The 25,442-nt window shown below is 40.9% G+C and carries 22 protein-coding genes and 1 riboswitch; of the genes, 5 read left to right on the forward strand and 17 right to left on the reverse strand.

Annotated features, from left to right (window positions below):
• Positions 1 to 16: 16 nt before the first annotated feature.
• The 9 genes from NST39_RS15950 to NST39_RS15990 form a co-directional block, all read right to left on the reverse strand.
• On the reverse strand, positions 17 to 1,510 hold the full coding sequence (locus NST39_RS15950; protein ID WP_341029202.1) for a UxaA family hydrolase: 1,494 nt from the start codon (positions 1,508 to 1,510) through the stop codon (positions 17 to 19).
• Positions 1,507 to 2,964: a tagaturonate reductase gene (locus NST39_RS15955; protein WP_341029205.1), complete on the reverse strand. Its 1,458-nt coding sequence runs from the start codon at positions 2,962 to 2,964 to the stop codon at positions 1,507 to 1,509. Before NST39_RS15955 ends, NST39_RS15950 begins: the two co-directional genes overlap by 4 nt.
• A 58-nt stretch (positions 2,965 to 3,022) precedes the next feature.
• Positions 3,023 to 4,033 (reverse strand): LacI family DNA-binding transcriptional regulator, encoded by a 1,011-nt coding sequence (locus NST39_RS15960; RefSeq protein ID WP_065098035.1) that lies wholly within the window; start codon positions 4,031 to 4,033, stop codon positions 3,023 to 3,025.
• A 68-nt stretch (positions 4,034 to 4,101) separates the two neighbouring features.
• Positions 4,102 to 5,538: a glucuronate isomerase gene (gene uxaC, locus NST39_RS15965; RefSeq protein ID WP_278176531.1), complete on the reverse strand. Its 1,437-nt coding sequence runs from the start codon at positions 5,536 to 5,538 to the stop codon at positions 4,102 to 4,104.
• A gap of 136 nt (positions 5,539 to 5,674) precedes the next feature.
• Positions 5,675 to 7,429: a sensor histidine kinase gene (locus tag NST39_RS15970; RefSeq protein WP_185107870.1), complete on the reverse strand. Its 1,755-nt coding sequence runs from the start codon at positions 7,427 to 7,429 to the stop codon at positions 5,675 to 5,677.
• A 3-nt stretch (positions 7,430 to 7,432) separates the two neighbouring features.
• On the reverse strand, positions 7,433 to 8,155 hold the full coding sequence (locus NST39_RS15975; protein WP_113768078.1) for a response regulator transcription factor: 723 nt from the start codon (positions 8,153 to 8,155) through the stop codon (positions 7,433 to 7,435).
• 175 nt (positions 8,156 to 8,330) lie between these two features.
• Positions 8,331 to 9,146 carry an ABC transporter ATP-binding protein gene (locus NST39_RS15980; protein ID WP_341029210.1) on the reverse strand — a complete coding sequence of 272 codons (816 nt, stop codon included), beginning with the start codon at positions 9,144 to 9,146 and terminating at the stop codon, positions 8,331 to 8,333.
• 21 nt (positions 9,147 to 9,167) lie between these two features.
• The gene (locus NST39_RS15985; RefSeq protein WP_065098030.1) at positions 9,168 to 10,190 is read right to left on the reverse strand and encodes a FecCD family ABC transporter permease; all 1,023 of its coding nucleotides are present in this window, start codon (positions 10,188 to 10,190) and stop codon (positions 9,168 to 9,170) included.
• Complete coding sequence (locus NST39_RS15990; protein WP_341029214.1) at positions 10,191 to 11,243, reverse strand: FecCD family ABC transporter permease; 1,053 nt, start codon at positions 11,241 to 11,243, stop codon at positions 10,191 to 10,193.
• 259 nt (positions 11,244 to 11,502) lie between these two features.
• Here NST39_RS15990 and NST39_RS15995 point away from each other — a divergent pair, with 259 nt between their 5' ends.
• Positions 11,503 to 12,441 (forward strand): iron-hydroxamate ABC transporter substrate-binding protein, encoded by a 939-nt coding sequence (locus NST39_RS15995; protein ID WP_265208503.1) that lies wholly within the window; start codon positions 11,503 to 11,505, stop codon positions 12,439 to 12,441.
• A gap of 35 nt (positions 12,442 to 12,476) precedes the next feature.
• Here the strand turns inward: NST39_RS15995 and NST39_RS16000 are convergent, their stop codons facing one another.
• The 3 genes from NST39_RS16000 to NST39_RS16010 all read right to left on the reverse strand — a co-directional run bounded on the left by NST39_RS16000 (position 12,477) and on the right by NST39_RS16010 (position 15,227).
• Entirely contained in the window at positions 12,477 to 13,883 is a 1,407-nt protein-coding gene (locus NST39_RS16000; RefSeq protein WP_341029217.1) for an amino acid permease, read from the reverse strand.
• 192 nt (positions 13,884 to 14,075) lie between these two features.
• A riboswitch (Lysine riboswitch) is annotated at positions 14,076 to 14,254 on the reverse strand.
• 318 nt (positions 14,255 to 14,572) lie between these two features.
• The gene (sspJ, locus tag NST39_RS16005) at positions 14,573 to 14,716 is read right to left on the reverse strand and encodes a small acid-soluble spore protein SspJ (RefSeq protein ID WP_003213383.1); all 144 of its coding nucleotides are present in this window, start codon (positions 14,714 to 14,716) and stop codon (positions 14,573 to 14,575) included.
• Positions 14,717 to 14,798: 82 nt separating this feature from the next.
• The gene (locus tag NST39_RS16010; protein ID WP_341029221.1) at positions 14,799 to 15,227 is read right to left on the reverse strand and encodes a MarR family winged helix-turn-helix transcriptional regulator; all 429 of its coding nucleotides are present in this window, start codon (positions 15,225 to 15,227) and stop codon (positions 14,799 to 14,801) included.
• 171 nt (positions 15,228 to 15,398) lie between these two features.
• Between NST39_RS16010 and NST39_RS16015 the strand changes: the two genes are divergently transcribed.
• From NST39_RS16015 to modB, 4 genes are all read left to right on the forward strand, one after another.
• A complete protein-coding gene (locus NST39_RS16015) occupies positions 15,399 to 15,890 on the forward strand; it encodes a metal-dependent hydrolase (RefSeq protein ID WP_050944121.1) in 492 nt (163 codons plus the stop codon).
• Between the two features lie 123 nt (positions 15,891 to 16,013).
• A complete protein-coding gene (locus NST39_RS16020; protein ID WP_341029224.1) occupies positions 16,014 to 17,864 on the forward strand; it encodes an LTA synthase family protein in 1,851 nt (616 codons plus the stop codon).
• A 151-nt stretch (positions 17,865 to 18,015) separates the two neighbouring features.
• Positions 18,016 to 18,792, forward strand: a complete 777-nt coding sequence (gene modA / locus NST39_RS16025) for a molybdate ABC transporter substrate-binding protein (RefSeq protein ID WP_341029227.1) — start codon at positions 18,016 to 18,018, stop codon at positions 18,790 to 18,792.
• On the forward strand, positions 18,792 to 19,457 hold the full coding sequence (gene modB / locus NST39_RS16030; RefSeq protein WP_044140928.1) for a molybdate ABC transporter permease subunit: 666 nt from the start codon (positions 18,792 to 18,794) through the stop codon (positions 19,455 to 19,457). Before modA ends, modB begins: the two co-directional genes overlap by 1 nt.
• 29 nt (positions 19,458 to 19,486) lie before the next feature.
• On the opposite strand, the gene NST39_RS16035 is transcribed toward modB, so the two are convergent.
• The 5 genes from NST39_RS16035 to NST39_RS16055 all read right to left on the reverse strand — a co-directional run bounded on the left by NST39_RS16035 (position 19,487) and on the right by NST39_RS16055 (position 25,313).
• Positions 19,487 to 20,449 (reverse strand): ABC transporter permease, encoded by a 963-nt coding sequence (locus NST39_RS16035; RefSeq protein WP_341029230.1) that lies wholly within the window; start codon positions 20,447 to 20,449, stop codon positions 19,487 to 19,489.
• On the reverse strand, positions 20,424 to 21,086 hold the full coding sequence (locus NST39_RS16040) for an ATP-binding cassette domain-containing protein (RefSeq protein ID WP_044140931.1): 663 nt from the start codon (positions 21,084 to 21,086) through the stop codon (positions 20,424 to 20,426). Before NST39_RS16040 ends, NST39_RS16035 begins: the two co-directional genes overlap by 26 nt.
• 363 nt (positions 21,087 to 21,449) lie before the next feature.
• Positions 21,450 to 22,295, reverse strand: a complete 846-nt coding sequence (locus NST39_RS16045) for an aldo/keto reductase (RefSeq protein WP_012011253.1) — start codon at positions 22,293 to 22,295, stop codon at positions 21,450 to 21,452.
• Positions 22,296 to 22,364: 69 nt separating this feature from the next.
• Complete coding sequence (locus tag NST39_RS16050) at positions 22,365 to 23,234, reverse strand: ROK family protein (protein WP_341029234.1); 870 nt, start codon at positions 23,232 to 23,234, stop codon at positions 22,365 to 22,367.
• A 63-nt stretch (positions 23,235 to 23,297) separates the two neighbouring features.
• Positions 23,298 to 25,313: a Na+/H+ antiporter gene (locus NST39_RS16055; RefSeq protein WP_341029237.1), complete on the reverse strand. Its 2,016-nt coding sequence runs from the start codon at positions 25,311 to 25,313 to the stop codon at positions 23,298 to 23,300.
• Positions 25,314 to 25,442 lie beyond the last annotated feature (129 nt).

Raw genomic sequence — 25,442 nt, forward strand, 5'->3', positions numbered from 1 at the left:
TCATCCCCCAGTCGCCTTAAAGTGTGACACCTGTTTTGAAAATAGCCAGCTCTCTAAAATTGTTTTTTTCATGATTTAATAGCTTTCCGCTCGCCACATCAATGACAGTTGAAATAAATTTTTCTAACACAACATCTTCTGGTACATCTTCAAGCAGTTCTCCCGCATTAAAGTCAATCCAATGTTTTTTTGTTTCATATAAGGCTGTATTCGTCGAAACCTTCATTGTTGGGACAAACGTGCCGAATGGTGTCCCTCTGCCTGTTGTAAAAAGGACAAGCTGACAGCCAGAAGCGGCAAGAGCAGATGAAGCAACCAAATCATTCCCCGGCGCACTTAATAAATTTAAGCCCTTTCGCTTCAGCAATTCCCCATATTTCAACACATCTTGAATGTCAGAAGTCCCTGCTTTTTGTGTACAGCCGAGAGATTTATCCTCTAATGTCGAAATTCCACCTGCTTTATTTCCCGGGGAAGGATTTTCATATACTGGCTGTCGATGATCCATGAAGTATTGTTTAAAGTCATTGATCATTTGCACAATATTGTCGAAAGTCGCTTCTGATTCCGCTCTCTCCATTAAAATTGTTTCAGCTCCAAACATTTCGGGCACTTCTGTTAACACTGTCGTGCCTCCTTGAGCAACAATAAAATCGGACAGCCTTCCTAAAAGCGGATTTGCGGTAATGCCGGAGAATCCATCTGATCCCCCGCACTTCAAGCCGATTTTCAGCTCAGATAACGGGACCTCTTCACGGTGATCTTCTTTCGCTGCCTCATAAATTTCTTTGAGTAAAGCGACTCCCGTCTCAATTTCATCACCTACTTCTTGGCTTCTTAAAAATTTCACTCTCTCACGGTCATATTCACCTAATGTAGACTGAAAATTGTCAATATCGTTATTTTCACATCCAAGTCCGAGGACGAGCACTCCTCCAGTATTGGGATGCTTCACGGCATTTTGTAAAATGGTTTTTGTATTTTCATGATCGTCCCCAAGCTGTGAGCATCCATAATTGTGCTTTAATACGAGAGCTGTTTCAAACGGATGGATGCTTCCGCCCATTTCAGCAGTAAAAATTTGGATGATTTGATCGGCGATGCCATTTACGCATCCAACGGTTGGGACAATCCAAAGCTCATTGCGAATCCCGCTTTCCCCGTTTTTTCGTTTATATCCTTTAAATGTAAGATTCGTTTTTTCATAGGGGTTATCTGTGAATGAAGGCTTGTATTCGTAATCAAGCTTGCCTGATAGATTGGTTTTGATGTTATGTGTATGCACCCATTCTCCAGCAGAAATGGCAGTCGTTGCATGCCCAATGGGGTAGCCATATTTCATGATATTCTCTCTTTGCTTGATATCAGCCAATGCAAACTTATGACCTTTGGCGATGGTCTCTTTTAAAACAACGGAATGATCTTGATGCTGCAGCTCCTCCCCTTGTTCAAGTACTTTTAAAGCAATACCGACATTATCTGAAGGGTGAATCACAATAAAATCTTTCATGCCTTCTCCCCCTGACTTTCATAATGATGTTGCAGCATTCGTTGAACAGCCGCTCTCATCCCTTGCTCCTGTATGAAGGTAAGCTGATCAGCTACAGCGTGAACCAAATCATTTATATCCGTTAAATTTCTCCCCCATAATGACTCACATGATAGAATCTTAGCTGCGATCGCTTCATTAGATTGGTTCTCTCCTTCAAAGGCTTCCTTCATGAAAACCAGTACAGTCTCATCATCCTTTATCTTATCTGCATGTGATCTGTAAAAAAAAATGAGGCTACTGAGTGAAAACACGAGTTTCATTGGCAGCTGTTTCTTTTGCTCAACATAATCAAGCAATGACGGAAGAATACGGGTTCGAAACTTAGATACACCATTGAGCGCAATATCCAGCAATTGATGCTTCACAAATGGATTGCAAAAGCGATCCCAAACCGATTGTGTATAAAGAAGAAGCTCATCTCGAGAGAGCTCAAGCCCTGGCAGCACTTCCTCCTCCAGCATCCGCCGGATGAACGTACCAACATCCTCATCATCCACAGCCTCTTTTACAGTTTCTCCCCCGCATGAGTAAGCGATTGGCACCATCGCTGTATGGGCACCATTTAAAATCCGTACCTTACTCATGCGATAAGGCGCAATATCCTCTACAAAAAGGACATTTAAACCTGCTTCTTGAAAGGGCAGCTCTTTTTGTACGAGGACAGGTGCTTCAATAACAAAGAGGTGATAGTATTCTGCCGTGACAAGCAACTCGTCGATATACCCCTCTTCCTTTTGAACAATTTCAGCTGCTTCCTTAGAAAACCCAGGAACAATCCGATCCACAAGCGTATTACAAAACGTATTAGCTTCCTTGATCCATGTGATAAACGCAAGCGGCAGATCCCACTCAGCTGCCATGTCTATCACATATCCCTTCAAGCGGTCACCGTTATGTTCGACCAGTTCACATGGAAGGATGATCAGCCCTTTTTGTTCATCTCCAGCAAATGCTTTAAACCTGTGATATAAGAACGCTGTCAGCTTTCCTGGAAAACTCGCTTGCGGTCGATCCTCCAAGCGATCCTCCTTTCTGAACATAAGTCCTGCCTCTGTCGTGTTGGAGAAGACAAAACGGAGATCGGGGTTTTCAGCTACTTGTAAAAAAACATCATAATCCGTATAAGTACTGATTCCTCTGCTGATCGATTGAATGACCATGCGCTCATTCATTTCTTGCTGGTCATGATAGCCCTGTATACATAATGTGTATAAGCCATCTTGTTCATTTAAAGCTGCAACAGATCCTTTTCTCGGAGGAACAACAACAGCTCTTCCTTTAAAATCTGTGCAGTCGTTCAGCTTTTGAATGTGCCAATTAATAAAGCCTCGCATAAAATTCCCTTCACCAATCTGCAAAATCGTTTCTGGATACTCAGGCACCGGGTATATGGTTTTTGATAAACGTTTCAAATGGATTCCCCTCTCTGATTTTATGCACACGTGAACATTTTTCTTTAAAAGATGCTGATTACTGCACCTTTTTGACTGAATCTCTGATCATCAACTCTGTGTGGACATACACTTTTTCCATATGATCCTCTTCCTGCTCTTCACCGTTTATGACCGATAGGATGGCTTCTGCTCCAAGTGCACACATTTTTTCGATTGGCTTTTTTACCGTGGTCAGTGCAGGTGTGGTGTAGGATGAAAATGCAATATCGTCAAAACCAATAATAGAGACATCGTCTGGACACGTCTTGCCCTTTGCATATAAAGCATTCATCGCACCAATGGCCATGTCATCGTTAGAGCAAAAAAGCGCTGTTGGCGGATGATCAAGTGTCAGCAGGGATTCCATTGATTCATAGCCGCTTTTCATATGGTAGTCACCCTTGATCATATATTCTTTTTTCATAGGAATATGGTGATCAATTAACGCTTGGAGAAAGCCAGCTTTTCTCTCCTGAGTCGATTTAAAGCCTTCTTTTCCTTCAATGATGGCGATTTGTTGATGGCCTTTCTGAATGAAATAGTGTGCTGCCTGGTATGCTCCTTGACTATCATCTGCTAATATATTCATCACTTCATTACTTTCTACACGGCGGTTCAGCACAATGATTGGAATGCCCTGTTTCTTGACATGATGGATAAACGCTTCATCGTGCTCACTTTGGCTCATCAGCAAAATGCCATCGTAGCGCTGTTTATGAATGGTTGTGTAATCGTGAAAATCGTCAATACCCCTAACAAACAGATTGTAATGCTCTGTCATGACGCTATTGACGCCTTTTAACGCATCCACAAAGAAGCTTGAGGATGTGCCTTCTGTTAAACTCGTGAAAAACAGACCGATTGTAAACGATTTTTGTGATACAAGGCCTCTGGCATGGACATTTGGTGAATAATTCAGCTGTTTTGCAATCGACAAAATCTTTTGTTTTGTCTTCTCTTTAATAAAAGGACTGTTATTCAAAGCCCTTGATACTGTTGTATGAGAGACATTTGCCAATTTTGCTATGTCTTTAATTGTGACTGTCATGCTATTCCGCCTTTTATGATTTTTTTCCATCTTATCATAAAACCGCTTTCATTTTCTTGCCTTTTTCCTCATGTGATTTTACTTTGATGATGGAGCTGCTTTGCCCGGTCAAATTGAAAATATCGCTTCGCATTTTCATAGCTGATTCCTTTCACGATCTCCCCTAACAGCTCAAGGTCATAGGGGACTTCTCCTTTTTCTACCCAATCCCCGATGATATCACAAAGCAGTCTTCGGAAATATTCATGCCTTGTATAGGACAAAAAGCTTCGTGAATCTGTCAGCATCCCGATAAAACGGCTGATCAGTCCGATACTGGAAAGAGCCATCATCTGCTCTGTCATTCCTTGCTTCGTATCATTAAACCACCAAGCTGTGCCGTGCTGCATCTTCCCAGGTGTCTTCCCGTCTTGAAAGCTTCCAGCCAATGTTGATATCACTACATTGTCCCTTGGATTTAAGGAATACAGAATCGTGTTTGGCAATGCATCTTCTTGTTCTAAACGATCTAATATTCGGCAAAGCGGCTTTGCAATGTCTTCGTCATTCATCGCATCGTACCCCGTATCTGGTCCAAGCCTCTCAAACATTTTCGTATTGTTGTTTCTAAGTGCATTGATATGAAGCTGCATTGCCCAGCCACGCTCACAGTAAGCCTGACCTAGCATAATGAATGTCTCTGTTTTAAATTTAATCTTCTCTTTTTCCGTCAATGGATGATTAGACATTCTTTTATGAAAGATGGTCTCCACTTCTTCTTGTGTCGTTTCTTCATATGTCATTTCATTAATGGCATGATCCGAGATCAAGCAGCCGTGTTCATGGAAAAAATCAATTCTCGCACGGAGGGCATTCAAGAAGTCTTGGTAGGATTGTATTGGGATAGCTGAAGCCTCTGCCAGCTCATGAACATATTTTTCAAACAGATCATTCGCTATATCGAGTGCTTTATCAGGTCGAAACCCTGGAAGCACTTGTACAGAAAATCCTTCTTCCCGCAGTTTTTGATGATATTGAAGTGAATCGACCGGATCATCTGTTGTCACAACGGTTTCAACGTTTGATTTCATGATGAAGTCTCTCGCCCCAAATCCCTCTCCTTGCAGCTTTTCATTGATTTTCTGCCAAATGATATCTGCATTTTTTTCATTTAATAGGTATTCGACTCCGAAATACCTTCTCAGCTCTAGATGGGTCCAGTGATAGAGCGGATTTCCTATGGTCATAGGGACGGTCTTCGCCCACGTCAAAAATTTATCATAATCAGATGCATCCCCCGTGACGTGCGTTTCAGGGATGCCGTTTGCTCTCATGGCACGCCATTTGTAATGATCTCCATAAAGCCATGCCTCGGTAATATTTCGGAAGGTTTTATTTTCATAGATGTCTTTAGGACTTAAATGACAATGGTAATCTATGATTGGAAGATCCTTTGCAAACTCATGGTATAACTTTTCCGCCGTTGGACTGTTTAGTAAAAACTGCTCTTCTAAAAAGGCTTTCATCAAATTCCCCCATCCCTCTTATCGTATGAAAATAATTTGTTCACGTTAACAATTTAATTGTAATCGTTTACAAAGATGATTTCAATCCTAAAACAGGAAAAAACGATCTCCTTAAGAAAGGAAAATCGTTTTTTGGCTATTTTACAGGAGGTGATTTTTTTAGGATAATCGCAATAGTTGTTCCTGCACCTGGTTCACTTTCTACTTGAATATCACCGTCATGCAGCAAGACAAGCTCTTTTGCTATTGCCAGACCAAGTCCTGTTCCATTCGTTGGGTCATTTGTATTTGTCCCTCTATAGTAGCGGTTAAATAAGTGATCGACCGTTTCTTGTGCCATTCCGCATCCGTTGTCTTTCATTTCGATCCGAACTTCTTCATTTGTTTCAGACAAAACAGCTGTAATATGCGTGCCTTTTTGGTTATGCTTGACTGCATTCGCCAGCAGGTTCTCAATCACTCGTCTGAACCAAGCTTTGTCGATCTCAAAGATGACACCGTTAGTTTGATCTTCAAAAGAGGATGAAAAATCCTCAGAAAAAGAGCTTCTTGAAAACTCGTCCATAATAGAGGCTAAAAATTCACCCAGCTCGACCGGCTTTCGATTAATAGGCAAGGCCCCATTTTTCAATCGATACGTGAGGTTTAAATCTTCAATCAAGGTCGACATGTATTCTGATTTCTCACGAATCACCTGTCCCATTTCCATGACTTCTTCCTTTGACCATTGATATTGATCAGATTCAAGCATGAGCCCGTAGCCATAAATCGTACTAAGGGGTGTTTTCAAATCATGAGACAATCCTGCAATCCATTCTTCCCTTGTGGTTTGAATTTTTCTTCGGTTTGCTTCATTCTCTTTTAATGTAAGCGTGAGCTGATCCATTGTTTTTAGAATATCCTCAAATAATCGGTATTCCCGCTTAATACGACCTTTTTTATTTTTACTGATTGGAATTCCTTTTCTATTTGTTGGTTCCTGTAATTTATTTCTAGATAAGAAAATCAGCCAGCGGATAATGTGATAGATCGGCAGTCCATAGCGATACGAGTACCATAATGTCATGACGATAATAATCGTAATCGCAAGACCTGCAATTAAGATGGTCGTATATTGATTTAAAGCGTCTGTTTCTTTATCGTATAATCCATCTGGGCTGTATACTTTATTTGGTACAGAAATAATGATATACCGGTTTTTATTCACCCTGATATAAGACAGATCACTTCTAAACTCCCAAGGCTTTGATTGATACTTGAGCAGTTCAACATCTGTTACCTCATGTTTCAAATTGGTATTGGCTCGAATACCTTGTAAATATTTCCCTTCATCATTGAACAGATGCACCGATCCATTCATTCTCTTCAAGAATTCTTTCGTTTCAACTGAATATTGAGAGAGTGCAGCCAAATTTTTCTCGTGCTGCTTCAGATAATTGGCGACCTTTGTGCTGTTCGTTTTAAACCCATATAGCACGATAAAGCTTTTTTGATCAATCTCAATTGGCCAGAAGTACATCTTATAATCTTTGAATTGTCTTTTTTCAAAGATCTTGATCATTTCATCCTTTTGATAGGAAGTTGGAATGGACTTAGGGCGGTGATAGCTATAGACGTTGTGTTTTTTTGAATCAATGACTTGCAGCCAGCCGTCTCGTTTTCTCACTGCTTGTTTCAGCTGATCATCAGCTTCCATTTCTCCATCCTCGTTAAAATAAAGCCAGCTCATGAGTGTATCTCCATCAGCTTTTGTTAAACCGGTTTCAGCCATGTTCTCGTAGTATTTTTTTAAATATAAATTATCAGAGAACGTATTTCCGATGATCAAAATGGCAATCACAATAAACATTTGTCCAACAAAGTGAAAGAAGAGTTTTGCTCGTAAATTCATAAATTATTTAAGAACCTTTGCTGGGTGCGGTATAAATTTATAGCCCATACCACGGATCGTCACAATATATTCTGGCTGACTCGGATCTAACTCGATCTTTTCTCTCAGCTTTCGGATATGAACCATCACGGTGTTGTTATCACCATATGATGGGACGCCCCATACTTTCTCATAGATTTGATCTTTTGAAAGAACCACATTCGGATGATCACAAAAGTACTTCAGCAAGGAGAGAAGCTGGGCTGAGCATGCAGTCACCTCTCCTCTTACTTTCAATTCGGCTGAATGAGGATGATAGGAGAAATGGGCATATTCATATCGGCTTTGGGCATCATCTTGGTCTTCCTGCAAGGAGATATAAGTTCGGTTTAAGTGAGCCTTAATTCTAGCCACTAGCTCTAGCGGGTTAAATGGTTTTGTAATGTAATCATCTGCCCCCTGCGCAAAGCCGGTCAGTTTATCTACATCAGACGTTCTTGCAGTTAAATAGAAAATGGGCGCTTTCGTATATTTTCTCATTTCAGGAAGAACATCAAAGCCAGACTTACCAGGCATCATCACGTCTAGAAGTAAGAGGTGGATGTCCTCGTTTTTGACAATATCTAATGCTTCATCTGCATGGTAGGCTTTATATATATGCTTGAATCCTTCTTTTTTTAATACGCGTTCAACCATTTTGACAATTGCTTCTTCGTCATCTGCAATCAATATTTTTGCTGTTTCCACGCATCTCTTTCCTTTCTAGCTATGATCTCTAACCGTATATTACCATTGTCTAAAGTAAAAAAGTACCTCTTTTCTGCATAAAAGCGAAAAATATCAACTGGAGAAAATGGAAACACTAGGTATTTTCGAGGACACAAAAAAACCCGGTAGTCACACCGAGTTCCTTGTCCATCTATTATCCATTCACAGCTTCTAGCTTTCTTTCATGATTCATTAAGTCATATGTTAAACAGATCGGCTTATTTGTTCTAGGATCAAGTACAATTTCTGCATCAATGTGGAATACCTGACCAAGCACCTCTTTGGTCATGACCACATGAGGCGACCCATCTTTGATAACTTTTCCTTGATTGAGGGCAATCATGTAATGAGAAAAACGTGCCGCATGATTTAAATCATGAATGACCATCAACACAGTTCGTCCCTGCTCTCTGTTTAACCGTTCTAACAGCTGAAGAATTTCGAGCTGATGTGCAAGGTCCAAATACGTCGTCGGCTCATCCAATAGAAGCAGTTCTGTTTCCTGGGCAAGTGCCATCGCAATCCATACACGCTGACGCTGTCCACCAGAAAGTGCTTCAATTGGCCGGTCATGAAAAGCAATCATACCCGTTTCTTCAAGTGCCCATCTGATGATTCGTTTATCTTCATTTGATAAGCGTCCAAATCCATTTTGATGCGGGAAACGTCCATATGACACAAGCTCATAGACTGTCAGCCCGCTTGGTGCTTCGGGAGTCTGCGGTAAGATCGCCATTTGTTTTGAAATTTCTTTTGTTGGCGTTTGATGGATGGCCTGGCCATTTAAGTAAACAGCTCCTTGATTGGACTTCATGATACGGGACATTGTTTTTAAAATCGTTGATTTCCCGCACCCATTCGGTCCAATCAATGTCGTCACCTTGCCTTTTGGGATACTGATATTTAAATCGTCTACAATCAAACGGTCATTATAGCCAATACAAAGCTTTTCTGTTTCGAGCGATTTCATATGTTGTACTCTCCTTCCTTCTTAGTTCGTTTTCATCAATAAGTAAATGAAGTAAGGTGCGCCTAAAGCCGAAACGACAAGACCAACTGGCACCTCTGATGGTGCAAGTATGACGCGGCCAAGTGTATCTGCCAGTAATAATAACAATGCGCCAATCAACGCGGAGGCTGGTATCATTCCTTGATGCTTTGGTCCAACAAGCTTTCTCGCCAAGTGCGGTGCGGCTAACCCTAGGAACGAGATACTACCTGCAACAGCGACACTAGCACCTGCTAATGCAACAGCAATCAGCATAAAAAAGCTTCTTTCTTTATGAACCGAAATCCCTAAGCCATAGGAAAGCTGGTCACCCAAATTCATGATATTTAAGTAGCGTGCTCTTACAACCGCTAATACAAGGAAAATCAGCATCCATGGCAGGACAGCCAGGACATACGTCCAGCTTGAGCCCCAAATGCTTCCAGATAACCACACAATGGCTTGGTTAAAATCATTTGGGCTCATTTTTAATTGAATCACCACAATCGCTGCTGAAAATGCAGCATTGACACCAATACCAGTTAAGATCAAACGAACAGGTGTGATGCCCTTTTTCCACGCTAACACATAGATGAGAAATGCAGCAAAGCCTGCACCTACAAAAGCGAAGAGCGGCAGTACAAAGATCGTAAAATCACCTAGGTTTGACATCGTACCTTGGAAAGCAAAAATAAACAAAACCACTGCAAAGCCTGCGCCCGCATTGACACCAAGAATGCCTGGGTCGGCTAAACCGTTCTGAGAAACACCTTGCCAAATCGCTCCTGATACAGCGATAGAAGCCCCAACAAGTAAAGCGATGACCATTCTTGGAAGTCTGAACTCGAATAATACAAGCTCATCCATTTCACTTCCGAATCCAAAAAATGTTTTCAATGTATCCATCGGAGAAATGCGAATTTCTCCGGTATTTAAACTAATAAGGAACACAGCCACGATCGCCAAAAAGATCATGAGCATCGTTCGTTTGTATTTCTTTTTCTTTGCCTGCTGCACCATTTCCATCTAAATCCCGCTCCTTTCACGTCTAGCTAAATATAAGAAGAAAGGAACGCCTATAATTGCAGTAATGGCACCGACTGGCGTTTCAAATGGGGCATTGACCAGCCTTGCAGCAATGTCTGCATAAATTAACAGAACCGCCCCTAAAATAGCTGAGCATGGGATAATCCATCGATAGTCAACTCCGACCAAGAAACGAGTGACATGAGGAATCACAAGCCCGATAAAGCCAATAGAACCGGCCACTGAGACAGCAGCACCTGTTAGAAGAATGACGACCAATATTCCAAGTACCTTGACAGTTTTCGTGTACTGTCCAAGCCCTTTTGCCAATTCATCACCTAAGCTGAGAACAGTGATCGAGCGGGCAAGAATCATTGCGATGATCAGCCCCGCAACCGCAACTGGAATGATGACCTTAATATTGCTCCAATTCACACCAGCCACGCCGCCAGCATACCAAAAGCTCATGTCTTGAGCGACGTCAAACCGGATGGCAATTGCTGAGGAGATGGAGCTTAAAAGTGCCCCAACAGCCGTACCAGCTAGTGCGAGCTTCACTGGGGTCAATCCACCTTTTGAAAGAGTACCGACACCAAACAGAATAGAGGCAGCGAGTGCCGCACCAACAAATGACCAAAGAATTAATGTAAAAGAAGATTGTCCTGGGAAAAAAGCAAACGCAATGGCAATCGCAAATGCAGAGCCATTTGTCACACCCATAATTTCAGGAGACGCAAGCGCATTTCTTGTCATGCCTTGCATAATAGCCCCCGATACGGCTAAAAAGGCACCGACGAGTGCTGCTCCAATTGTACGAGGCAGCCTTAATTCTCGGATGATTTGATGTGAAGTTTGTTGTGGATCAAAATAAAAAATGGCTTCCCACACAGTGTGCAAATGAATGTTTGCCGCTCCTAATGATACCGATAAAAAAAGACCAAATGCTAAAGCGATGATTCCTATGATGACAACAACTGCTGTTCCAAAGGGCTTTGTGACAATATCCATTGCATCGTCTTTGGCCGGCAGCTGTTTATTCGATTGTGAGCCCAAAACCAGTCTCTTCCTTTCCGTTCAAATCTATTCCTCATTAGTGATAATGATTATCAATCTCGAAGTCTAGTATATCACTTTCTTTTCTTTTTGAAATCATTGTTCTGAACATTTTCTTTATTTTCATCAAAAAACCGTGAGAAATTTACCATTTTTCTTTAGGACCTAAAATAGCCGATGCATTTTTCATCCCATCATGTTACGATACAATTGAAATTGAGAATCATTATCACAAGAAAGTGAATAGGAGAGAATCTTTGTGAAAAAACGATCTGGATTTCTTTTGATTTCCTTAGCCATTCTTATGCTGTTTACAGCTGCTTGCGGCAGCACTTCAAATAAAAAATCTGGCGCCAACCAGAATGACACAATCACTTATCAAGATGTCAAAGGTGAAGTCAAACTCCCTAAAGATCCGAAACGAATTGTGCTTCTGGCAGAAAGCTACTACGGAGACCTCGTGACACTTGGCAAGACACCGATTGCTACAACTGCCCCCATCTTTAAAAACCCTTTCTATAAAGGAAAAGCGGATGGTGTTAAAAACCTTGGAACAACCCCTTCTGTCGAAAAAGTAGCCGCTTTGAAGCCAGATATGATTATCGCTTGGGGAGAAGACGAGAAATTTGATCAATACAAAAAAATTGCGCCAACCGTTGCCATTAAATACAATCAATATTCCTTTAAAGATCAGCTAAAAGAATTCGGTAAAATGACAGGTACACCGAAAAAAGCAGCAGAATGGATCACGAAATGGGACACCAAAATTGCTGAGGTAAAGCCTAGAGTAACAAAAGCGGTCGGCAGCAAAACCGTTTCAATCGTGTCACCTTTTGATAAAGGTATCTATATCTTTGGAAACACCTTTGCACGCGGAGGCGAAATTATTTATGACGAGTTGAAATTACGTGCGCCAAAGGCAGTTAAAAAAGATGCCATCGACAGCGGGGTCGGCTATGCAAACATTTCCCTTGAAAAGCTGCCAGAATACGCAGGCGACTATATTTTCACTAGTCCATGGAGCGGTTCAAAAAGTAAAGGAGACCAGGTGTATGAAAGCAGCATTTGGGCATCACTTCCTGCTGTACAAAATAAACACGTATTTGAAATCGATCCTGTCGGTTACTTCTTTAATGACCCAGTGTCACTAGAAGGACAGCTTGAGTTTATTGTGGACCGTTTAACATCTGCATCATAAAAAAACGTTTCTCCACAAGTGAAGAAACGTTTCCCTTATTCTGTTCCTTTGGCAAATCCTTTTGACATGAATGGATAAAGCAAAATACCTACTAAAAACAGACCGATGCCAAGTCCAAATGTTTTCAAATCAGCTGTTCCTGAAATAATGACCCAAGCGGAATACCCCATCGCTACAAGTGCAATGATTCCGTCTCTTGTTCGCTTCCCTTTTTGAAGATCATACGTGTCACCTTGCATGATGACTTTAAAGCTATAGATCGAAGACACAATATACGGAATGAGATACGCAAGTGTCGCTGATGTTGTTAAAAAGGTAAAAGCTTCGTTAATCGTACGAGACATCACTGAGAAAATAAACAGCTGTGACATAATGTTTGTGACCGTTAAAGCAAAAACAGGACTGCCTTTTTTGTTTGTTTTTGCAAATACTGCCGGGAAATCGCCAGCCTTTGCTGCTTGATACGGTACTTCTGAACCAAGTAAGATCCAGCCGAGCATCGAACCAAATAAACAAATAATCGCAAGCAATGCCATTACAATTCCGCCAGCCGGTCCTATAATGAGCTGAAGCACGTCAACGAATGGTTTATCTGAGCCTTGCAACTGATCGTGCGGTAGGACGCCCATTGTAATCAAAGTAATAACCATGTAGATAGAAAGTGCAATTAAAAGACCTGTAATCGTTGCACGTTTCACATCGCGCTGCGAGGACGCTCTTCCTGATAAAATGACAGCAGATTCGATGCCAATAAATGCCCATAGTGTGGAAATGGCCGCATGATGAATTTGGCCTCCAAGTCCGAGCATTCCTTCGCCTTCTGCTGCAACTGGGAAGTAATAATGTTCAAATAATGCCGTTTGGAATGCAAATAATCCCGCAACAATAAAAAGGACGAATCCAAGTACCTTTGAAAAGGTCGTAATAAAGTTTAATTTACTTGCAGCACTTAAGCTTGTAATTAAGATCGTATGTGTTCCCCAAAGAAGAATGGTACATACAATAAACGTTGTCAGCTGACCAAGCGTGATCGCTTCTTTACCAAAGGTGAAAATCTCCGTCTTCACGGTGAGAATAGGGAAAAATGTCGTTAAATAACCAGCAAGACTCGTAATAATTGCGACATTACTAATCCAGCTTGCTACCCAATATCCCCAAACCATTGTAAAACCGGCCGCTTTCCCTTTTTTCGGATCGTTAAAAAGCGCTCTTGCATAACTTTGTGGTCCAGCCGTTAGCTGCGGCTTATGAATGGACAAATGCCCAAAAACAAGTGCAATCATCAGCACACCGCCACCTGTGACAAGCCATGCCATCGTCACACCTAAAGGACTCGCATGCTGGGAAAGCGTACTTGGCAGCATAAAGATGCCTGAACCTACCATATTTCCGACGACAAAAGCCGTCAATAACCAAAAACCCCATTTTTTTGTCTGTTCCATTTTCGTACCTCCGTTATATTCACTTCGGACCAGACCCGGCAGTATCTTCATTGATATATTTGTGAAGCAATGACTTGTATTCTTTATGTTCATCATGGGTCACTTTCTTAACAGCATACCCTTATCTTCGGTACTCAGAACATAAAAAAAAGCCTGAACAACAGTCCATGCTTTTCAAAACATACACCTTGATCTCCGGATAGCCCTCCACGCTTCAAAGACGTGGCAGTCCTGCATTTATTCAATGCAGACCCAGCATAAAGAAAGTTGGAGCTCTCTCTACACTTCGGCGCTGATGCCTTTTTTCTCATGATCTTCGATTCCATCTCTCCCATGAGTGACTCATCATCCGCGCAACCTCTACCTCACTGAGACATAGCGTGAGGATTTCTATTCATTTTTACTACACGAAGGTTATCAAACATTCTCACTTCTGTCAAAGGGAAAAACATAGAAAAAGGCAGAGAATCATTTCTCTGCCCCAGATTGTTGACAAAGGGCTAAAATGATCTGGTTTTAGCCCTTTGTCTTCTTTCCAGCGTGATAGAAAACCTTTGCAGTCTAGGAAGGACGAGCACCGGAGCAGAGCGAATTGACTATTCGTGAGCACCGGAGCGCAGACCTGACACCGAATGCGAGGGTTTGTCTACACGCTGAGGCAGAGAATCATGGCTCTGCCCTATACCTGCTTATTGATCATTGTTTTTCTTCTTTTGTACAGCTTCCTGAAGCGGATCGCCTGCTAGCTCTTTGCTTGCTTCTTCTAACAGCTGATCTACTTGCTTGTGGTCTTTCTCGCTTTTCGCCTTTTTATCCTTTTGGAAAAATGACATCGCTGTTTCCTCCCTTTTCATAAAATGCGGTTGCCTGTTTAATTTGTGCTACAGTGCGCCGCATTATACAAAGTGGAAAGGCTCAATCATCATGAAAGGTCTGTCTCATTTTTTGCAGGTACGTCAAAAAGGTCTTTAAGTCTTCCTTTGTAAAGTCTGACATCATATGCTGAATCACCTTTCCGAAAAGACGTGTATGCTTCTCATAAATCGCCTGCCCTTTTTCGGTGGCTTCTAAACGGACGAGCGAGGGGTCGTCTTTGTCCCGTTCTCTCTGAATATAGCCCTGCTCACATAATTTATTGAGTGCAATGGAGGCTGCACCTGGGTTTAAAGAGAGTCTTTGTTTCAGCTCTTCAGCATGTGATACTTCGCCTTGTATCAAAATAGAAAGAGCATATATCTGCGGAGGCGTGATGTCTTTTTCTAACTCAAGTAACTTGCGGTTTAATTTACGGCTGACTTCATAATGTACAAGAACAATTTCTTTTAAAATGTCTGCATTACCCATCCGAATCGCATCCTTATCGTTAGTATCAACATGACTTCCCCCTTATTATAGAATGTTTTTCCAATCAGCCAACCCTTTTGTCCTCTTTTTCTTTAGAAATAAGCCTTGCTGAATGAATTCACCCTTGATATAGTGGGTACTTGAACAAAAGATAGAACAGGAGTACGCATCATGACAGGAAAAACACACATTATGGGCGGAATCGCCGCCTCAACAGCCGTCGCCTACTACTACGGATTCGACCCAGTCATCATGGCTGCAGCTGGATCAGCAGGTGCTTTGATCCCCGATCTTTGCCATACAAAAAGTAAAATCGGTAGAAAATTTCCGCTGCTCTCGGCACTGATCAGCAGCGTATTCGGTCATCGCACGTTCACTCACAGTTTATTATTTCTGCTGATCATTTATTTTCTTGCGACAACATACATTCCAAATGACAGCCTAAGTATCGGTTTACTAGTTGGAATGGCGAGCCACCTTATCCTTGATGCTGGAACAGTGAACGGCATTAAATTTTTATTTCCAGCTTCCATTAAAGTGCGTCTCCCCTTCTATGTCAAAACAGGCAGCACAGGAGAACAAGTCGTACTAGCTGCTCTCACTGTCGTCACTTGCTATTACATCGCCGTCATCTGCGGCATATCTATCCCCATTCAGTTCTAACAGAATAAAAAAGAGTTTTGCGAAAAAATAAGATATCAATTGATCATTCCTCATTTTTTTAGTAGGTTTAAGATAAGTGTTTTTGCCTTGCAGCTGAATACAGAATGATGAGGAGATACATAAATGAAAGCGTTTTTCAAAAATCACTGGTTTTTAGTGTATTCCATCCTCTTCATGTGGATGAAAACATACATCATTTATCAACTAGGATTTCACATACGAACGGCCAATCTGTTTCATGAATGGCTGCTTTTGATCAATCCACTTAGCTTTCTACTCCCTTTGTTTGGGATAGCTCTTTTTTTAAATGAAACCAAACAAAAGGTCTTTTTATTGACTGCAAATTTTATTCTTACGGCTATTCTTATATCGAATACGATCTTTTATGGTTTTTACATTGATTTCATTACCATTCCCGTGCTATTCCAAGCGAAGAACATGGGAGATATGGGCAGCAGTATGACCGAATTATTCCACCCGCTCTTTGTGCTGATGCTCGTTGATTTTGTTGTACTTGCTTGGCTGCTCAAGCGCAAACCATTAGCCCCAAAAGCGTCATACAAGACGATCAAAACATATTATGCGATCTGTTGCAGCTTCCTATTGTTTCATGTCAGCTCAGCTATGATGGATCACCCTCGATTTCTGACAAGCTCTTATGATCGTGAAGTCATTGTCAGAAACCTAGGGCTGTTCCAATTCCATCTGTATGACGGTGCTGCCCAAACGGCACGCATTGGACAAAAGGCCTTTGCAGATGAAGATACGCTTTCTACTGTAGCAAACTACACAAAGGCTGATTACAGCGGACCAAACGAAAAGTACTTCGGACTTGCTAAAGACAAAAACGTTGTGTTCATTTCACTTGAATCCACGCAGCAATTTGTCATGAACCAAAAGGTAAATGGACAATATATCACTCCCTTTTTAAATCAATTGGCTAAAAAGAGTTTTTATTTTGATGAATTTTATCAGCAGACAGAGCAGGGGAAGACGTCCGATTCAGAGTTTATTGTCGCTAATTCCCTCTATCCTTCTAGCAGCGGCGCTGTCTTTTTCACAGCAAGTGACAATGAATATGACACGTTATACAAGCAGTTGAAAAAAGAAAACTATCAATCCGTCCAATTTCATGCAAATAATAAAACGTTTTGGAATCGTGATGTGATGTATGAATCTCTAGGAATTGATCGTTTTTATGATGTCGATTCATATCATGTCAATGAACTGAATTCCACTGGCTGGGGCTTAAAGGATATCGACTTCTTTGATCAATCCGTTGATCATTTAAAAAAGTTGAAGCAGCCTTATTACAGTACGTTTATTACTTTGACCAACCATTTTCCATTTGAAATTGACCCGAAGGATCAGTTTATTGATGAATATGATTCGTCCAGTACCATTTTAAATCGCTATGTGACGACCGTCCGCTATCAAGATGAAGCGATTAAGACATTTTTTGACCGTATGAAAGAAGAAGGATTGTATCACAATACGATGTTTGTCCTCATGGGTGACCATTATGGCATCTCTGAGGCACATCATGAGGCAATGGCACAGTTGCTTAATCAAGAGGAAATCACACCGTTTGATGCGGTCAAACTGCAGCGTGTTCCCTTTTTAATTTACATTCCTGGTGTCACGGATCAAGCACCGCAGACGATTTCTGAAACAGCTGGTCAAATAGACGTAAAGCCAACACTTCTTCACTTACTAGGGATTGAAACGAAGGATTCCATTCAATTCGGCAATGATTTATTTTCAAATGAACGGACGCCTTTCGCTGTACTGAGAAACGGGAACTTTATTACAGATGATTATCTCTATACAAAAAACACCTGCTATGATCAAAAAACAAAAGAACCCGTGAAGCAGGACGAGGTATGTCAGCCTTATATCGAAAAAGCCAATAAAGAGCTCTCCTTATCAGACAAGGTGATCAATGGGAATTTGCTGCGTTTTTATCAGCAGTAAACAGGATAGAACGATCTCCTTAGTCGTCACGCTAAAAGTCGCCATTTGGCGGCTTTTTCTTTTCTCTTTTTGCTGAAAGCCTATGAATGCTCAAATAAGTTTGCTTATAATAAAGGGAACTACATGATATTGAATGATAAGAGGTGTGAACATGAAGTATACATTCTTAGCCCTCATCTCCATATGTTTGCTCCTGAGTGGATGCCAAACAGAGATGAAGCCATCTAATTCGAATAAAAAAACAGAGCTTGTGATTTCAGCAGCGGCAAGTCTTCAGGATGCACTAAAGGAAATTGAAGTCTCCTTTCACAAACAGCATCCACATGTGACATTAACGAATAACTTCGGGTCATCCGGCGCATTGAAGCAGCAAATCGCTCAAGGAGCAAAAGCGGATCTTTTTTTCTCAGCAGCTGAAGAGCCCTTTGATGAACTTGTTCAATCTGGAGACATTGATCAAGATTATATCAAGGAAGCCATACAAAATGAGCTAGTCCTTATTGTGCCAAAAGATGGCTCTTCCTCTATTAAAAGCTTTCAAGACGTCCAGCACATAAAAGGAAAGATTGCTCTTGGCACACCTGAATCGGTTCCTGCTGGTACATATGGAAAAGAGATCTTCACAAAACTGAACATATGGGACCAAGTGAAAAAGAATGCTGTCTATGCCAAAGATGTACGACAAGTTCTAAGCTACGTTGAAACTGAAAATGTCGAAGCAGGTGTTGTGTATAAAACAGACGCCCTCGTCTCCAAAAAGGTAAAGATTGCAGCTGAGGCAAATTCGGACATGCACTCCCCGGTTATATATCCAGTAGGGATTGTCAAAGGGACAAAACATCTAACGGAAGCCAAGGCCTTTTTTCAATTTCTTCAATCTGATAAAGCCACATCCATTTTTAAGAAATACGGCTTTCAAGTGTCGTAATGCCTATGCTGACTGAAGACTTTCTATCACCCATTTGGCTGTCCGTTCAAGTGGCCATCGTTAGCGGACTGTTGGCCACTGTCTTTGGCACAACGATTGGCTTCTGGATGAAGCGAACAACTTTTAAAGGGAAAATGATTGTGGAAACGCTCCTGATGATGCCGCTCGTTCTCCCGCCAACAGTCGTTGGCTTTTTATTGCTCGTCGTATTCGGAAAGCATAGTGTAATAGGGGGCGTGATTGAATGGATTTTCCATCAGCCGGTCATTTTCACATGGTGGGCGGCGGTCATTGCTTCGACAGTCGTGGCATTCCCGCTCATGTATCAATCAGCAAAGGCTGGCTTTTCTACAGTTGAATCAGATATTGAAGGGGCGGCAAAAGTAGATGGCGCTCATTCATTCCAAGTCTTTGCCTATATTACGGTACCTCTTGCCCTGCCATCCCTCTTGTCAGGCAGCATCCTCAGCTTTGCAAGAGCCCTTGGAGAATTCGGAGCGACCTTAATGTTTGCCGGCAACATCCCAGGAAAAACCCAAACACTCCCAACCGCTATTTATGTGGCGATTGATTCTGGACGAATGGAGCTTGCTTGGGCATGGACGATTTGTATTGTGATTTTATCTTTTATTATGCTCTTGGCTGTGCGAAGAAGCAGTACATAAAAAATCCCTCTATATGAGAATAGGGGGATTTAGACTACATATTTACTTTGACGTTTTACAATAGTATAAGTCATCAAAGATGACAGGTAGAATAGCAATGAAATACTAATCAGAATGGTGGTTATATTCATGGGAATAGGCTCAAATAATTGGTAGTTTCCTTTAAACGAAAAAAGGTGCAAAGCTAAGTTGGCGACCATGTTTTTTAAATCAAAGACACCTAAGTTAGGGATCAGTAAAAAATAGACCATATAGATGATCCCTGATATTATAAAACTTCGACATAAACTGCCTAAATAAAAAACAATTGTACTAAATAACCAACTAGTACAAACAACAAACATGAATTGAAGCAATATAGAATGTTCAGTACTATCTTGATATGTAAACAATTGAACAGATATATCATTTGATATGGCAGAATAAAAGATATGGCTAGCTATATAAGAAATAAGAGAAAGAATAGGAATCAATAATAGAATGATGACATACAGAGATAATTGCTTAGAAAACAATACATCATTCCACTCATATCGAACTGCCTTTATTTTCAGCGTTTTATATTTAAAATCATATGTTGATAAATAAATAGCATATAAACCAAATACGAGAGGATAAAAGATAAATCCCATCCATTCTAAAGTTGTTGAAATCGTTTGAGTGGGTTCCATCAAATGAAGTGAATGAATAAACTGCTCATAATCATATTTCAAGACATTTTCTACAACTTCCCCCTCAGCTCCGGCTAGTTCTCCTTCTTCTATGTTGACTGGCATCGTCAAAGCCTTCTTAATATCAATCCCGAGCTCTTTGTATTCACTTTCTGTTTTTACATATTGGGCATAGTTGGATTTTGTTGTTTCATATTGAGCATATACATTCCATAACGAAATCAGCATTAATGGAATGAACAAGACAAGAAATGCTTTTGCATAATATTGATATAAAAACTCTTTTTTCATTAATTTAAAGATATGTTTGATAGATGTCACCCAAATCCTCTCCTTTTTCCTGAAAGTCATGGATTTGAATCATTGATTTGTCTTTTAAAATAAACAATTCATCCACAATAGATGAATAAAATTCAAACTGATGACCTGTAGCAATAATCGTCATGTCTTCAGACCATTTCTTAATCATTGCTTTTAATTCCATCATTGTTCCATAATCTAAACCATTTGATATCTCATCTAAGAATAAATATGTTGGTTTTGTTAAGGCAATGAATATGAAACTTAGCTTCTTTTTTTGTCCATATGAGTAATGTTTGACCTTTTTCTTGAGAATCTCATGTGGCAGGTATTCTCTTGCCAGTTCATCACACTTTTTTTGATCAACAGGGCTATTTAACAATAATCTTATATTTTGATAACCGTTTAGATTTAAATAGAGTGGAGTATCATCAAACATCACCTGAATCTCATTTCTTACTTGGTCAATTGGCTGATCGTTATACAAGATTTCCCCTTCATAGTGTTCTAATTGGAGTAAGCATTTCATAAAAGTTGTTTTTCCGGATCCATTCTTGCCCATGATGAAATTTATTTTTTGATGTTTTATTTGAATATGTAAATCTTCAAATACAGGCTGATGTCGATATGTTTTTGTCAATCCTTTTACATGGATCATTTTCCAAAAACCCCTCTTACTATTTTTTGTAGATTGTTATTAAAAGCGCCTCGTTTATTATTATGAAATTAACCCAAACTCGGTCTTTAAAAGAGTTACTCACAAAGGTAACGACAAAGCAAGAATGACTTTTTTTATATAATTAGCCTCTTTTTATTTATAATCAAAATTTACCATATGAACCATTATTATTCCATGAAATTCATATGATTTAAGATGGATTTAAGGAGATATGCTCGCTTTCAAGATAGCTTTTAATCATAGATTGTCTTTCATTAATAAAAAACACCTTTCCATTAGTCATAGAAGTGTCTCACTCCTACGCCTATCGAAAGGTGTTCTTATCATTATTCTATTGCATTATCATTCAAACCCAACCGTCATCGTCTCTGGATTCGAGCCGACGCGCTCGTTATTGTTTAATGCATCGATTTTTTCCATGTCTTCTTTTGAAAGTTCGAAATCAAAAATATCTGCATTTTGTTTAATGCGTTCTTCGTTGATTGATTTAGGAATCGTCACGACGCCGCTTTGCAGATCCCAGCGCAAGATGACCTGCGCAACAGATTTGTTGTAGCGTGCAGCCATGTCCTTTAATACGTCATGATCTAATAGCTTTCCTTGCATGAGCGGAGACCATGCTTCAATTTGAATGCCTTTTTCTTTTGCGTATTGACGCAGTTCGACAAGTGTCAGTTTCGGATGAAATTCAACTTGGTTCACGGCTGGAACAACCTCAGCATCTTTTAATAGCTCTTCTAAATGCTGAATGTAGAAGTTGCTGACGCCAATGGCTCTCACTTTCCCATCCTTGTAAAGCTTCTCAAGCGCACGCCATGTGTCTTTAAATGTTTCTGCATTTGGGCCAGGCCAATGAATCAAATAGAGGTCTAAGTAATCAAGACCTAGTCGATTCAAGCTTGCGTCAAATGCAGCCAGTGCTTTGTCATAGCCTTGATCCGTATTCCATACTTTAGACGTAATGAACAAATCTTCTCGTTTCACGCCAGATTCTTTAATCGCTTTGCCTACGCCTGTCTCATTTTTATAAACGGCAGCCGTATCAATACTGCGGTATCCGTTTCGTATGGCTGCTTTTACGGCATCTACCACTTGATTGCCGTCCTCCACTTTGAATACACCTAAACCAAACCAAGGCATTTCCACTCCGTTATTCAGTGTTACGGTATCATTCAAGCTTTTAACCATTTTAACAACCACCTTTTTCATAGATTCCATCTTTTTCATTATCTCACGTTGTCCATTAAAACTCTATTATCAGGCGTTTTTCTTCGCTTCGATGGCTAACAGCAAAGCACCTGTCATGCCGGCCTTGTCCTCAAGTCCAGGAGAGACAATGTATGTATCAAGCGGCGGCAGGTCTACATAATCATTGAGATAAACAGCAAGCTTCTCTCGAATTAGTGGAAACAGCTGTTTTTGCTTCATGACGCCCCCGCCCATAATGATGCGCTCTGGGCTTAAAATGAGCGAGTATTGCATCAGTGCCTGCGCCAAATAATCGGCTTCGAGTGCCCAAACTGATTCTTCCTCTGTGAGCTCTTTGGCAGATTTCCCCCACCTTTTCTCAATCGCTGGGCCAGCTGCCAGTCCTTCTAAGCACGTCCCATGCGCTGGGCAGACTCCTTCAAACGGGTCTGATTCATGCTGCCTGACAAGGATGTGCCCCATCTCTGGATGCGAATGACCGTGAAGAAGCTCGTTTTTTACAATAGCGCCAGCACCGATCCCCGTACCGACCGTGATATACATACAGCTATTCAGCCCTTTGGCTGCTCCTTTTGTTAATTCACCTAAAGCTGCCGCATTGACATCTGTTGTAAAAGATACTGGGACTTCTAATTGCTTCTCTAGCTCTGGGATGAACGGGTAATGCTTCCACTCTACTTTCGGCGTGTTCATGATATAACCATAAGAAGGGTCGTCCTTTTGGACACAAATCGGTCCAAAGGAGCCGACCCCTAATGCTTCAATGTCATGCTGCTCGAAAAATGGGATGAGCTTTTGTAATGTTTTTTCTGGGTGCTCTGTAGGAATCGTCATTTCTTCGAGAATGTCCCCGTGCTCATTGCCAATTGCACAACAAAACTTTGTACCGCCAGCTTCAATTGCTCCATAATACGCCATCATTGATCTCCCCCTGCTTGTTCTCTTTCTTCATCATAAAACATAGGGAAAAAGATGACAACATTACGTATTGGTCAAGAGAACAGCTTCCATATCATTGATATACTCCCTTAAATGATGGGCAATATCACGATTGATTTCACCATTTTCATACAAAGTTTGAATTTCATTTCGAATCGTCTGTACAGCTTGGAAGTTAAGCTCTTTTTTCTTCCGGTCAAACGAACGATCTTTTTGCTGAAAGAAGCTTGGACCGTGTTCACATCGATAAATGACTTGGTTGTAAAAGCCAATCACTTGGTGACACGTTTGTTTATTTTCATCGGTCATATGCTGTTTGATCGAGTCCACAGCAGCCTCTGCCGTTTTCTTACGGATTTGCTTGTACGAGTCTTCGTTTTCTAAAATACCGCTGGAAACGAGCTGATTCGGTCGCCATAATTGGAGCCATTGAAGCAAGCGCAGGAACTTCACTTTTGAAAAACGAATTTTGAAGGAGTTTGAATACAGCATTTCCAGCTCATGAAATCTCTCCTGTAGCTCATAGGCTTCTTCTATATCTAATTTCTCTTCATCAATTAATTGCTGAAGCTTCATTTGTTCTGCTTTAATTCCATGCAATCTGATTTTTCGTTCCTGTCTTCTCATCCCGAATTGGTACGGCTCACGCTGGATATTACGCAGCTTCATTCGGTAATCATTAATGAGTGCTAGAGACACTTCCCTGTTGTCTTCATTCATTCCTTCTCTTAAGGTTTTAATGGCACTTCTCAGCAGCTTCCGTTTCGCATGCTGAACCTTTGTATCCAAATCCACGGCGATTTGCTTGTCTTTTTTCTCAGATAAAAGAGGCAATAATACACTAGCTAAAATGAGTGTACATAAAATGACGCCTGCCGCAAGGAAAATAATCAAATGCCGCTCGGGGAATGGTGATCCGTCCGCAAGCGTAAATGGTATTGAGAAGGCACCAGCTAAAGTGACAGCACCACGAACACCAGAGAATGTCATCAGCATCGAAGCACGCAGCTTCGGTTTTTTCACATTCTGCTTTTTCGTTACACTCCAGTTACCTGCCCAGAAGAGCCATACCCATAAGAATCTCAGGATCATGAGACATAGCGTGATGATTAAGATGTAACTGATGACCTGCATATTATTAAACGCTTCATCCTGGAAAATCACTGTCGATACATCAGGAATCTGTAATCCAAGAATAACGAAAACAAGTCCGTTTAAAATAAATAAAATAATATTCCAAGTGTTTGATGAAGCAATTTGCAGTTTGGCTAAATTTGCTTCCATTCGATCCTGCTCAATAGCGTGTGTCACACCGCCAGCAACAACGGCTAAAATACCGGATACACCAATTTCTTCAGCTGCTAAATAGATGACAAATGGTGTAAGGATTTGCAGAATGATATGCATCGTGACATCGTCCATTCCTAAACGGCGGAGAAAATAGCGAAAACGAATGATAAAAAAGGATAGAATAAATCCAGTCAATAGACCACCTGCGGCAATTAGGACAAAGCTAAAGGATGCCTCAGCAATTGAAAAAGCGCCAGTTACTGTTGCTGCAATGGCAAATTTAAAGGCAACAAGTCCTGATGCATCGTTCATCAATCCCTCGCCTTCCAGCAGTCTCATGATGCCCTTTGGCATATTCACACGGCTGGAAAGTGCACTGACTGCTACCACATCTGTCGGTGATAAAATCGCTGCAAGCGCAAATGCGGCTGGAAGCGGAATGCTTGGGATCATCCAATGGATGGTATATCCCGCGACAATGACTGTCGCAAAGACTAATCCTAGGGCTAACAGAAGAATCGGCGCTCTTAATTTCCACAGCTCGTCCCTTGGGGTACGCTTCCCGTCATTAAATAACAGCGGCGCAATGAATAAAACGAAGAATAGTTCAGGATTTAAAGAAATATGTAAACCTGAAGGAAAAGCTGCCACCAGTATTCCTAAGCCCACTTGAATTAACGGGACTGGAATAAAGGGGACAAAACGATTGATAATATTAGATGATGCAATGAGTGCAAGTAGTACGAGCACTGCCAAAAAAATCTCCACTAGTACGTGTCCCTCCTCTTTTAATTTTTTCGTCAAGTTTTGCTTACATGCAAAGATGTGTTCATTTCGAGTTGATTCATCCGTCCGATCATAGGAGCTTTTTTAGTATTCCGCAAAATGTGAAACCAA

Origin of the sequence: Bacillus sp. FSL W8-0645 (assembly GCF_038007905.1) — a bacterium.
In the GTDB taxonomy this organism is placed as follows: Bacteria; Bacillota; Bacilli; order Bacillales; family Bacillaceae; genus Bacillus; species Bacillus pumilus.